Origin of the sequence: Pseudoalteromonas sp. c7(2019) (genome assembly GCF_011378625.1) — a bacterium.
Lineage (GTDB): Bacteria > Pseudomonadota > Gammaproteobacteria > Enterobacterales > Alteromonadaceae > Pseudoalteromonas > Pseudoalteromonas arctica.
The window spans coordinates 89,670-101,793 of the sequence record NZ_WTKS01000011.1; the positions used below are offsets into that span (position 1 = coordinate 89,670).

The 12,124-nt window shown below is 38.8% G+C and carries 9 protein-coding genes; 3 read left to right on the top strand and 6 right to left on the bottom strand.

Going from position 1 to position 12,124, the window contains the following annotated elements; genetic code table 11:
- Positions 1 to 345: 345 nt before the first annotated feature.
- Together GQR38_RS13435 and GQR38_RS13440 are read left to right on the top strand one after the other, a co-directional pair.
- The gene (locus GQR38_RS13435) at positions 346 to 3,042 is read left to right on the top strand and encodes a TonB-dependent receptor (RefSeq protein WP_165722225.1); all 2,697 of its coding nucleotides are present in this window, start codon (positions 346 to 348) and stop codon (positions 3,040 to 3,042) included.
- Between the two features lie 54 nt (positions 3,043 to 3,096).
- A complete protein-coding gene (locus tag GQR38_RS13440) occupies positions 3,097 to 3,981 on the top strand; it encodes a metallophosphoesterase (protein ID WP_165722227.1) in 885 nt (294 codons plus the stop codon).
- Positions 3,982 to 4,060: 79 nt separating this feature from the next.
- Here the strand turns inward: GQR38_RS13440 and GQR38_RS13445 are convergent, their stop codons facing one another.
- On the bottom strand, positions 4,061 to 4,576 hold the full coding sequence (locus GQR38_RS13445) for a sigma-70 family RNA polymerase sigma factor (RefSeq protein ID WP_024593443.1): 516 nt from the start codon (positions 4,574 to 4,576) through the stop codon (positions 4,061 to 4,063).
- A 142-nt stretch (positions 4,577 to 4,718) separates the two neighbouring features.
- Positions 4,719 to 5,117, bottom strand: coding sequence for an acyl-CoA thioesterase (locus GQR38_RS13450; protein ID WP_165722229.1), 399 nt, complete (start codon positions 5,115 to 5,117; stop codon positions 4,719 to 4,721).
- Between the two features lie 33 nt (positions 5,118 to 5,150).
- On the opposite strand from GQR38_RS13450, the gene GQR38_RS13455 reads away from it, so the two are divergent.
- Positions 5,151 to 5,855, top strand: coding sequence for a 2OG-Fe(II) oxygenase (locus GQR38_RS13455; protein WP_165722231.1), 705 nt, complete (start codon positions 5,151 to 5,153; stop codon positions 5,853 to 5,855).
- 19 nt (positions 5,856 to 5,874) lie between these two features.
- On the opposite strand, the gene GQR38_RS13460 is transcribed toward GQR38_RS13455, so the two are convergent.
- The 4 genes from GQR38_RS13460 to GQR38_RS13475 all read right to left on the bottom strand — a co-directional run bounded on the left by GQR38_RS13460 (position 5,875) and on the right by GQR38_RS13475 (position 11,906).
- Positions 5,875 to 7,110 (bottom strand): cysteine desulfurase-like protein, encoded by a 1,236-nt coding sequence (locus GQR38_RS13460; RefSeq protein WP_165722232.1) that lies wholly within the window; start codon positions 7,108 to 7,110, stop codon positions 5,875 to 5,877.
- An 11-nt stretch (positions 7,111 to 7,121) separates the two neighbouring features.
- Positions 7,122 to 7,754: a 2OG-Fe dioxygenase family protein gene (locus GQR38_RS13465; RefSeq protein ID WP_007579988.1), complete on the bottom strand. Its 633-nt coding sequence runs from the start codon at positions 7,752 to 7,754 to the stop codon at positions 7,122 to 7,124.
- Positions 7,755 to 7,954: 200 nt separating this feature from the next.
- Positions 7,955 to 10,552 (bottom strand): bifunctional aconitate hydratase 2/2-methylisocitrate dehydratase, encoded by a 2,598-nt coding sequence (gene acnB, locus GQR38_RS13470; RefSeq protein WP_024597216.1) that lies wholly within the window; start codon positions 10,550 to 10,552, stop codon positions 7,955 to 7,957.
- 292 nt (positions 10,553 to 10,844) lie between these two features.
- Positions 10,845 to 11,906, bottom strand: a complete 1,062-nt coding sequence (locus tag GQR38_RS13475; protein WP_024607656.1) for an OmpA family protein — start codon at positions 11,904 to 11,906, stop codon at positions 10,845 to 10,847.
- Positions 11,907 to 12,124 lie beyond the last annotated feature (218 nt).

Below are 12,124 nucleotides of genomic sequence, written 5' to 3' on the forward strand. Positions count from 1 at the left end.
CTGTAACTCAATCTAAATACGTTAAAATTTCTCGACAAAAATTTACAGCTGCCATTATTATTTACATAAGGCGAGTAAATTAAATACTTATTGTTTTTAACCCTCTAAAAATCACACCTAATTAACTAACACGTCAAAATAAATAAAAAGATAAATACAATCATAGACTTAAGAAAACCCAACCAATCGACATATGTTAAAGTTTTATTAAACCACTCTTTTATTTGGAAAATTTTCAGCCTTACTTTGTTTAGTTGATGTCTGCACCATTTAATCCAGCTTAATCGCTGCGTGTGCACTTTGTTTTTAGTATTTATAAACATTAACTGAGAGAAGAAAGGAATTATGATCCCATTTAAACTTAATAAACTGAGCATATTAGTTAGCGCTGTATCTGGCACATTCATATTAGCAAGCAGCCCTATACATGCAGCTCAAAGTGATAAAGTTCAGCAGGAAATGGAAGCGATCACGGTAACAGGCTACCGCTCTAACCTAGCCCGTAGTAAAGAACTCAAAAAAAATGCCATTGGCTCGCAAGACAGCATATTAGCTGAAGACATTGGCGAATTCCCTGATGCCAACTTAGCTGAGTCATTACAGCGTGTACCAGGTGTATCTATTTCACGCGACTCAGGTGAGGGTCGTCAAATATCGCTACGTGGCTTAGGCCCTAATTTTACACGCACACGCTTAAATGGCATGGAAGCACTTTTTACAAGCGATTCAGGTATTGACCAACGTGGTGGTGCATCTCGCTCTCGAGATTTTGATTTCAGTATTTTTGCCTCAGAACTGTTTAATCGCGTAGATGTGTATAAATCGTATGATGCGTCATTAGATGAAGGAGGTATTGCCGGTACTGTTGATTTACATACTGCAAAACCTTTTGATAATTCGGAAGAAGGGCTACAAGGTGCTGTAAGTGTAAAAGGTATTTATAATGATAGAACAGAGCATTCAGACCCTCGCTTTGCTGGTTTGATATCAAATACTTGGGGGAATTTTGGTGCGCTCGTATCGGTTGCTTATTCTGAAGTAGATACAATTGAAGAAGGCTATCATGTGTGGTCTTGGAAACAAGCGAGCTTTGGTGATGATAATGTTGCAGATTCAGTTGATGGCGATATCAAAAACCGTTTAGTTAACGCCACGGGCAATGACCGAGTGTTTGTATCTCGCGCTAATAACATTGCATCTTGGGCTAATACACGTAAACGTACCGGTATTACCGCTGCATTTCAGTGGCAACCTTCTGATGCAATGTCTTTTGATTTGGATATTTTGTACGGAAAGCTATCTAACGATCGCATTGAGAACCAATTATCAACAGCGGGCACAAACGCATTTACTGGCGATGTGACGGCAAATCAGTTACTCGTTGGTGCAGCTATTGAAGGTGACGATTTAGTATACGCCTCATTTGAAGGTCTTGATTTACGTACCGAGTCAAAGGTAAGTTTTGGCGAAACTGATTTTCACCAAATATCACTCAGTGGTAATTTTGAACTAACCGATAAACTATACATGACAACCATGTTTGGTTTATCAAAATCTACTTTTGAGCAACCTATAAACGATAAAGTGTTTAGTGAATCTGTCGACCATGCGTTTTCTGTTGATTGGCGCAATGCTAAATATGGTCAAAATACTTACGACTTTGATATTACCGACGTTGACCAGTGGGCATTAATGCGAACTGATGTCCGCGAAGATGAAATAAGCAATGAATACAACACGTATCAAGTCGATTTTAATTACGAACTCAATGATGTGCATTCATTTAAGTTTGGTCTACAGTCTAAAAATTATCAATCAGATGGCTTTGAACGCAGAGACCGTGTTGATTGGGAAAACAACCCAAATTCACCTGAAGCTGTTTTCCAAATAACAAACATCCCAATATTACATGACTATGTTATTGCAGATAACCAAGCTACTTTTGAGCGTGTTGTTGCAACAGGTTTAATTTCTCGAGAGTTAGACGCCTCTCATAATCGCCCTGGTACTGTATATCAAATTGAAGAAGATACTATTGGGGTTTATGCACAGTATTTATGGAACACCGAAATAAGTAACTTCCCAATTAGAGGTAACTTAGGTTTGCGTTGGTACGAAACTGAACAAACATCGAGCGGGGAAGTTAATACAGGAGCAGGTTTTGAGCAAATTGCATTTAGTAAAACCTATTCCGATTTACTACCAAGCTTAAATGTTGTTGCTGATATTTCTGATAATTGGTTAGTCCGCTTTGGTGCAAATCGCAATATTTCTCGACCAAATTTAAATCAATTAAAAGCGGCTGGGCAAGTGGGCGTTGCAGATCAATTTATTAGTGCTGGTAACCCTAATTTAGAGCGTTTTGTTGCTGATTCATTCGAAACATCATTTGAGTTTTATGGTGATTCGTCAAGCTTGGCTATTGCATTATTTCATAAAGATATGGAGTCATTTATTGTCCAGCAATCAGTGACCCTACCGTATGAGCAAACGGGTTACCCTCTAGAGTTTTTAGATTTTGACCCGCGCGTAAATGCGCAATCTGAGTTTACCGTTTCACAACCTATAAATGGTGATTCTACAGATGTTACTGGTTTAGAAGTTGCGTTTCAAATGGACTTTGATTTTTTACCCGAGCCGTTTAATTACTTAGGAATGCTCGGTAATGTAACCATTGCAGATGGCGAAACTATTTTGTTTAACGAAGGTGAGCGCATCAGTGTTACTCCTCCTGGCTTGTCTGAGCTGTCTCACAACTTTACCCTTTATTATGAAACGCCGCATTGGGGCATGCGTGTATCGAGCTCTTATCGTGATGAATACATTACAGGGGAAGGCTCAGAGCAAAACATTGTTGCCGGATACGATGAAACAACGTTTGTTGATTTTAAATCGTTCATGAATATTACAGAGCAAGTAAAAATAACCTTTGAAGCAACGAACTTAACCGACGAAGCGATTCGACAATTCCTCGATCACAGAACCCAATCTTACTCACAAAGTGGTCGTAATTTTGCGTTAGGTATGTCGTATAAATTTTAGCTCTCACCTCTAAACTGGCTGCTTTTGCAGCCAGTAACTTTAAGGAAAAAAGTTATGCAAAAACACACTGTTTCATTACTTATTAATTTATTCCTGCTTTTGGTTTGTTGCCCATCAATTGCTGCAAATGACACATTTACTTTAGGTGTTATTGCCGATTGCCAATATGCAGAACAAGCCAATAAAGGTACTCGACACTATACATCTTGCCCTCAAAAGTTCAGCACTGCGGTTGAGCAATTTAATCAACACCCTTTATCGGGTGTATTGCATTTAGGCGACTTTATCGACCGTGAATTTAAAAGTTTTACTCCGTTAAATACAATATCATCATCGCTTAATACTCCCCTTTATCATGTATTAGGAAACCATGAATTCTCGGTAGATGATAAGTTTAAAATGCGCATAACTAACACTTTAAACATGCCATCGCGCTACTACAGTTTTGAAATAAATAATTGGCTCTTTATTGCTTTAGATGGCAACGATGTGAGCACTTACGCATGGCCTAAAAATAGTAAAAAACATCAACAAAATATGGCTTTGTTTAACTCTCAATATAAAGGGCATGAAGATTGGAATGGCGCAATTGGTATAAAACAGCTTAAGTGGTTAGAAGAGAAGCTAAAAGTAGCGCAAGTAAAAGAGCAACCTGTTGTGCTACTGAGTCATTTTCCTATTTTTCCGGAAAACAATCATAACCTATGGAACGCGCAAGAAGTGCTAACCCTTATTAGCCAGTATTCAACCGTAAAAGCATGGTTTAATGGTCATAACCATGTAGGTAACTACGCAAAAAAAGACGGCATTCACTTTGTAACTTTTCATGCGATGCTTGATACCGATACAACTGCATTTAGCACTCTTGAATTTTCGCCAACCCAACTTAAAATTAATGGTCAAGGGAGGCAGCCTTCAATGGTTCTTCCTATTAAATAACCGCAATAAAACGAAGATAACCTATGGCTCTATATAATAACGCGTACAAGGAGAGGATTAGCGTGACTAGGGAACTTAGTCACGCATTTTTGGCACTTATGTAGCTATGCAATTGCTCAATAGCACTTTGCATTTGACGGCTTATATCACCTAGGCTAAACCCTGTTGCCACTTTAATTTGTTGATATGTTTCACCATGAATACGACTACGTACTATAAGGTCTCGCTGCTTATCTGTAAGCGTATTCATCGCATCTGAAATATATTCAATTCGCAAATTCATGCTACATAGATCCTCAGGGCTACCTTGTGTACATAGTGGTTCATCAATATTATCGCGGGTATCGTCTAAAAAATGTTGAGTGTTTTTAAAACGAGAACGATAATTTAAACCAATGTTAATAGCTGAACGAAGCAGATAAGCTTTCGGAAACTCTATTTTATCAATATGCTGATGCGATAACATATTACTAAATGCTTCTTGCACTAAATCTTCATGGTCGCTAAGGCTTGCCCCAAAAAAATCACGGACTCTACGGTTTAGTTCACTATTGTGCTCGGTATATAACTTTTCAAAAAATGATTCGATAATCATAAAATGACCTTAAAAACCTCTTAATTCAAAAGTAAAAACAACTGTGTTAGCTGTTGTATTTAAGAGGATTAATTTAGCATTCAATTATGCTAAGAATATGACAAACCAAGCGTTTGTCACTAAAAGGTCATTTATTAGCAAGTTATGACTCAGCAGTAATATGCTCGTTAAGCGCCGCTTTTTCGTCAATGCTAAGCGCTTGCTTTGATTTAGCAATAAAATCGTACCTCACCATCACAGCCTTGCCTATTGCGCAGCATTTATTGTGTTGCCATGCTTCCTGTCTAAGCGTAAAAGAGCTAGTGCCTATATGCTCTACAGAGGTTTTTACGGTCACTTCGTGGCCATAAAATAATTCGCCCACAAACGACACTTCAACTTTGGCGATAATCAATTTCCAATCATGCGGGTTTAAGTCCGGTGTAAAAAACTTAAAAATAGGTCCACGTGCGACTTCAAACCATACAGGGAGTACGGTATTGTTAATGTGTCCGAGTGCATCTGTTTCGCTAAAGCGCGGCATCACTTTTTCAATAAACATAAAAATCCAATAATAATTATATAAAGGTAAACCATGACGGACTTTATACGCGTTGTTGATAACGCATTAAGCGATGAGTTTTGCGATGAATTTATTTCCACATTCGCGCAAAGCCCGCATGTAAGACAAGGGGTAACATCGGGCGGTGTCGACTTAAAGAAAAAAGACAGTCACGACCTACACTTAAATAATCACCCCGAATATGCACAACAATTAAAACATATACAACAAACGACTGCACAGCATGTTTTTAAGTATGTTGAAGAGCATATTTTTATGATGATTGGGGCGTTTGGCTTAAAGGTCTATCACCCAAAAACAGGTGAAGTAGTCGATTTAACCCAAGAGAATTTTGAAGAAGTGGGTAAACCGCAATTACCTTTGCTAGTGCAGCAAATTTTTAGACTTGGTAATATTCAAGCGCAAAAATATGAAGTAAACAAAGGTGGCTACCCTTACTGGCATAGTGAAGTTTACCCGCAGCTACAGCACAATGAAGCTTTGCATCGCGTGTTGTTATTTATGTTTTATTTAAACGATGTTGATGAAGGCGGTGAAACGGAGTTTTACTATCAAAATCGTAAAATAGCACCTAAAAAAGGCACTATGGTAATATCTCCTGGCTACTTTACACATACCCACAGAGGTAATAAGCCAGTATCAAACGATAAGTATATTTTAACCTCGTGGGTACTGTTTAACCGCGCAGAACAAATATACGGTGCGCCAAAGAGTTAGCGCACCAAAACTTACATGATTAACCGAGTAGTTCATCAAATAAGTCAAATAGCTTATCAAGTTCAGTAATCGTGTTGTAGTGCATACAACCAATACGTACTACACCGCCTTTATCAAGCACACCTAGTTGCTTGCACAAACCTTGCGCGTAAAAGTTACCATCCCACACGCAAATATGCTGCTTACCTAAAAATTCTGAAACGGCGCGCGGCTCAAGCCCTTCAAAAATTAAAGCAAAAGTAGGTGTACGCTCATTTAAGCGATCAAAGTCATCAATACCAAACAACTTAATGCGTGGATAGTTTACCAAGCGCGTTAAAAAGTGCTCACTAAGCGCCATTTCGTGTTGTTTAGTTTTAGCAAAAGCTATGCTTAGCTTTTCGCGGCGTGAATGGCTATCGTCAAGTTCGCTAATTGCTGCAATGTAATCAACAGCCGCGATAAAACCCGCCATGGCTTCAAAGCTTTGTGTGCCGGTTTCCCAACGACCTGGTGCTACGTCTTTAGCTGGCTCAACTTTATAAGGTGTAAACCCGTCTAAATGTTCTTTTTTACCGTAAACCAGACCTAAATGCGGGCCAAAAAACTTATATGCAGAGCAGGCTAAAAAGTCGCAATCAAGCGCTTGCACGTCAACAAGTTCGTGCGGTGCGTAATGTACGGCATCAACATAAACAAGTGCGCCTACAGCGTGAGCAAGCTCAACAATACGTTTAATATTATTAATTGAACCTGTGGTATTTGAAGCGTAAGTTACCGCTACAAGCTTAGTGTTGCTGTTTAATAAGCTTTCAAATTGCACCATATCTAAGCTGCAATCAGCTTCATTAATAAGCGCTGTATTTACCTTTACGTCTTTATCTTCTGCAGCTTGCTGCCACGACGATACATTTGAGAAATGATCGGCATTGGTTACAATTATTTCATCGCCAGCCTGCCAGTCGCGTGAAATAGCACGGCTAAAGCTAAATGTTAGGCTGGTCATGTTTGGACCAAACACAATGTGTTGTGAGCTAGGTGCATTAAGTAAATCAGCGGCTGCTTGACGCGCATTCGCCATCAACTCAACTGTTTTATCACTTGAAAAAAACGCGCCACCTAAGTTCGAATTATAATGACCTAAATAAGCTGTCATCGCATTAAGCACCGATGTTGGTACCTGCGAGCCACCTGGTCCGTCTAAAAATATTGGCGATTTACCATCAACGTTTTGCATTAATGCAGGAAACTGCTCACGTAATTGCGTTATGTTCATGCCTAACTTCCTTAAGACGTTAATACAAAACAATCCAGGTAACCTGGTTTGCTAGCATCAATTTTGTTCATAGGTGTTGCGTTGTGCCACACTTGACGGTCATTTATTAATGCAAACATGCCGTCTTTTATTTCCATTTTAAAACAAGGCTCAGCTTGCTTGTTTTCGTATACAAGTAGCTCGCCACCTTCTAAATTTTCATGAGAAACACCGCATATACATACATGGTCAAAACCATCTTGATGCACGCCTTCTGGTGCTGCTGGCGTATCACTATTAATAGCAAGCATACGGAACTGATGAATTTCAATATCACGCTGTTCATCAATACCGGTAAGTTGGCGAAACTCATTTACAATGCTTTTCATGCCTTCTGATTCAAGTAAACTTTGCTCTAGGTTTTCGTAAGTACGCTCTACATTACCTTGAAAAGTATTAATTGAATCGTCTTGAACAAATGCTTTGGTTTGTTGTAACTTTATTTCACCATTTTGCATTTTAACTACTGAGTAACGACGTTTACGAAAGGCACCATCTGCATATGGATTTGCAGGCAGGTTATCAAAAGAAGGCTTAACCAAATCAATATTTGCTTGGTTAACAAAACGTAGTTGCAGTAAATTCTGGTTGTTTAATGCTGTCATAAAATCTCGCCTAAAATAATGAGAATATTGATGAGGATTTTAATGCATTTTGATAGGAATTTTTGCGCGATTAATTACTTTAAAAGCAATTTATGTCTAGAGTTAATACAATAATATAAAAAAAGAAGCATGAACTATCTAATATTTATTTTAGCCAATAAAAAACCCGCCTAAGCGGGTTTTTAAACAAACTCTAAAAATTATACAGCTTGTTGGATAATCACGTTGTCTGCTTTTTTAGTGTAAGCAGGCATACGGTGGAAGTTCAAGTAACGGTATGTATCTGAAGCCGTTGCATTGATCTTCGCTGCATATTCTTGGTACTCAGCAACTGTTGGTAATTTACCAATGATTGCAGCAATTGCAGCAAGCTCAGATGATGCTAAGAATACGTTTGCGCCATTACCTAAACGGTTAGGGAAGTTACGTGTAGAGGTAGACACAACAGTAGCTTTATCTGCAACACGTGCTTGGTTACCCATACATAGTGAACAACCTGGAGTTTCGATACGTGCGCCAACACGACCAAAAATACCATAGTAACCTTCTTCTGTAAGCTGATCTTTATCCATCTTAGTAGGTGGAGCAACCCAAAGCTGAGTCGGAAGTTGACCTTTAAAGCCATCAAGCAACTTACCAGCAGCACGGAAGTGACCAATGTTAGTCATACAAGAACCGATGAATACTTCATCAATTTTCTCGCCCGCAACATCAGAAAGAAGACGCGCATCATCTGGGTCATTTGGAGCACAAAGAACAGGTTCTTTAATCTCAGCTAAATCAATTTCAACGATATGCTTGTACTCTGCATCAGCGTCAGCTTCCATTAGTTCTGGGTTAGCTAACCAATCTTGCATTGCAGTAATACGACGTTCAATCGTACGTACATCGCCGTAACCTTCAGAAATCATCCACTTAAGCATAACAATGTTTGACTCAAGGTATTCAGAGATAGACTCTTTAGATAACTTAACAGTACAACCTGCTGCCGAACGCTCTGCAGATGCATCTGATAATTCAAACGCTTGCTCAACAGTTAGGTGCTCAACGCCTTCAATTTCTAGTACGCGACCAGAGAATTCGTTAATTTTACCTTTTTTCTCAACTGTTAATAAACCTTGTTTGATACCGTAGTAAGGGATTGCATGAACAAGGTCACGTAAAGTGATACCTGGTTGCATTTCGCCTTTAAAACGAACCAAAATAGATTCAGGCATATCAAGTGGCATAACACCTGTTGCTGCTGCGAATGCTACTGCACCCGAACCTGCTGGGAATGAAATACCTAATGGGAAACGTGTATGTGAATCACCACCAGTACCTACGGTATCTGGTAATAACATACGGTTTAACCACGAGTGAATAATACCATCACCTGGACGAAGTGAAACACCGCCACGGTTCATGATGAAATCAGGAAGCGTATGGTGAGTGCTTACATCGATAGGCTTAGGATAAGCTGATGTATGACAGAATGACTGCATTGTTAAATCTGCAGAGAAACCTAAACATGCTAGATCTTTAAGTTCATCACGTGTCATAGGACCTGTTGTATCTTGCGAACCAACAGTTGTCATTTTAGGCTCACAGTACTGACCTGGGCGAATACCTGCAACGTTACATGCTTTACCAACCATTTTTTGCGCTAGTGTGAAGCCTTTATCAGAAACTTCTGTTGCTGTTGGTACTTTAAATGTATCAGTTGCGCCTAAGCCAAGAGATGTACGCGCTTTATCAGTTAAACCACGACCGATGATTAGTGGAATACGACCACCAGCACGAACTTCATCTAAAATCACATCAGATTTAAGCTCAAAAGTAGAAATCACTTTATCAGTACCATGTTGCTTAACAACACCTTCGTACGGATAAATGTCGATTTGCTCGCCCATGTTGAGTTCATCAACATTTAATTCGATTGGTAATGCGCCTGAATCTTCCATTGTGTTGAAGAAGATTGGAGCAATTTTATTACCTAAACATACACCGCCAACACGCTTGTTTGGTACAAACGGGATATCATCGCCCATAAACCAAAGTACAGAGTTAGTTGCAGACTTACGAGAAGAACCCGTACCAACAACATCACCTACGTAAGCAAGTGGTAAACCTTTAGTTTTTAATTCTTCAATCTGAGTAATTGGACCAACTTCGCCCGCTTTATCAGGTGTAATACCATCGCGTTCAATTTTTAGCATTGCTAAAGCATGAAGTGGGATATCTGGACGAGACCATGCATCTGGTGCAGGAGACAAGTCATCAGTATTTGTTTCGCCAGTTACTTTAAATACAGTAACTGAAATCTTTTCAGCAACAGCTGGCTTATTAGTAAACCATTCTGCATTTGCCCAAGACTCAATAATTTGCTTAGCGAATGTATTACCTGCTTTTGCTTTTTCTTCTACATCGTAGAACGCATCAAACATAAGTAATGTATTTGAAAGGCCTTTAACTACGATTGGTGCAAGTGTTTCGTCATCAAGTAGGTCAATCATTGGTGCAATATTGTAACCGCCCAACATTGTACCTAATAATTCTGCCGCTTTTTCTTTAGAAACAAGTGGAGAATTAGTTTCACCTTTAGCTACAGCTGCTAAGAAGCCCGCTTTAATATAAGCAGCATCATCAACACCTGCTGGTATACGCTGAATGAACAAATCTAAAATGAATTCTTCTTCACCTGCAGGTGGATTTTTGATTAATTCAATAAGATCAGCAGTTTGCTGAGCATCTAATGGCGCTGGTACGATACCTAACGCGGCACGTTCTTCTACGTGTTTACGATATTCTTGTAGCACAATATTGCCCTCTTGGTGACGTGAAAGTATCCGGTAGCGCTTCAAGCGCAAATAAGTTACCCAATACTTATAGTATTCTAACGCGTAATTATAAAGCTTTTATGGATAGATGAAAATCCATCCAGTTACGCAACTGATTATACCGATTATAAATACTATGAATAGTGGTTGTAGTAAAAACTATTTTCATGAATACTTGTTAAGTAAGAATCATTACCATTAACCAATATTAATTTATTACAGCCATAAAAAAACCCAGCACTTGGCTGGGTTTTTATTACAAACTATTTAATTAACGTAAAACTTTAACGTTTTTGATAGTTTTGATATGCGCTTCTACACGACGGTTTTCTGCGTTTGCAGCTTTAGTGTTTGCATCATTTTTAAGACGCTCTTCACCTAAACCAACTGTAGTAATACGGTCTTTAGCAATGCCATCAGTAACTAATTGCTTAGCTACTGCATCAGCACGTTTTTTAGATAACCATTTGTTGTAAGTTGCTTTACCTACAGAAGAAGTGTGACCTTCTAAAAGTACTGTTGTATCTGGGTAATCTTTTAAGAATGCAGATACTTTTTCAATATCGTTTAAGTACTGAGTAGATACTGCTGAAGCATTGTTAGGGAAAGTCACTAATAAGCTTACAGTCACTTCTTTATCTTCATATAAAGTACAACCAGTGCCATCAACTGCATCAGTCATAGGTGTGTTAGCACACTTATCATCTGCATCAGGAATGTTGTCGTTGTCGCTATCTGTAGGAGCTACAGCTACTTCAATTACCTTAGGCTCTGGAGCTGGTTTAACTGGCTCTACAGGAGCTGAATTTTGGCCAAATAAGTAGTTAATACCAATTTTAGCGCCTACATCTGTGTAACCACGGTCAAGACCTTGGTATACAGCTGTTTCAGCATTTACAAATAAGCCATCTGTAATGAAATGTTGGTAACCAACACCTGCATTTAAGAATGTATTGTCATCTACTACGTCTATTTCTTTAATACCGAAAAGACCGTAGAAAGGACCGCCATTTAAATGGTAAAGAGCATCAATACCGTAACGCTCGCCATCAATACCGTTGCGGTTGCCAGCAACTTTATCAAAAGCATTAAAATCCATATCTGCATATTCAAGACGTGCGCTCCAGTAATCACTGAAACGGTAACCGGCTTCAACACCCCAGCCAGTTGATTCATTTACATCAAGACCAGCTTGAGCACGCATGTTTTTCCAAGATGCGTCATAATAGTCGCCAAATGCGCCAATGTAGAAACCTTCTTCTTTATCAGCAGCGAATGTAGATGCGCTAGTTGCAGCCAACGCGATTGCAATTGTAAGTGATTTTAATTTCATTGTTTTCTTCCCATTTGAACAATTTTAAATTGTAGCTAATCGATACTAGCTCAATCAGTTTTATATAGACTAACTGAGCCTTTGTTAATCAATACTTAACGAAAAATAAAGTTTATAACTTTTTTCTATGCCTCGTCACAACACACATCCACTTACTATAGGCGAAATTAAAACTTTATTGAAAAATAAATATAGTAGTTTGTTGTAAATTAGTACTT

What these genes read in the sequence shown, in the direction of transcription:
- GQR38_RS13435 (WP_165722225.1), top strand. Translation starts at nt 346, where the DNA reads ATGATCCCATTTAAACTTAATAAACTGAGCATATTAGTTAGCGCTGTA.
- GQR38_RS13440 (WP_165722227.1), top strand. Translation starts at nt 3,097, where the DNA reads ATGCAAAAACACACTGTTTCATTACTTATTAATTTATTCCTGCTTTTG.
- GQR38_RS13445 (WP_024593443.1), bottom strand. Translation starts at nt 4,576, where the DNA reads ATGATTATCGAATCATTTTTTGAAAAGTTATATACCGAGCACAATAGT.
- GQR38_RS13450 (WP_165722229.1), bottom strand. Translation starts at nt 5,117, where the DNA reads ATGTTTATTGAAAAAGTGATGCCGCGCTTTAGCGAAACAGATGCACTC.
- GQR38_RS13455 (WP_165722231.1), top strand. Translation starts at nt 5,151, where the DNA reads ATGACGGACTTTATACGCGTTGTTGATAACGCATTAAGCGATGAGTTT.
- GQR38_RS13460 (WP_165722232.1), bottom strand. Translation starts at nt 7,110, where the DNA reads ATGAACATAACGCAATTACGTGAGCAGTTTCCTGCATTAATGCAAAAC.
- GQR38_RS13465 (WP_007579988.1), bottom strand. Translation starts at nt 7,754, where the DNA reads ATGACAGCATTAAACAACCAGAATTTACTGCAACTACGTTTTGTTAAC.
- GQR38_RS13475 (WP_024607656.1), bottom strand. Translation starts at nt 11,906, where the DNA reads ATGAAATTAAAATCACTTACAATTGCAATCGCGTTGGCTGCAACTAGC.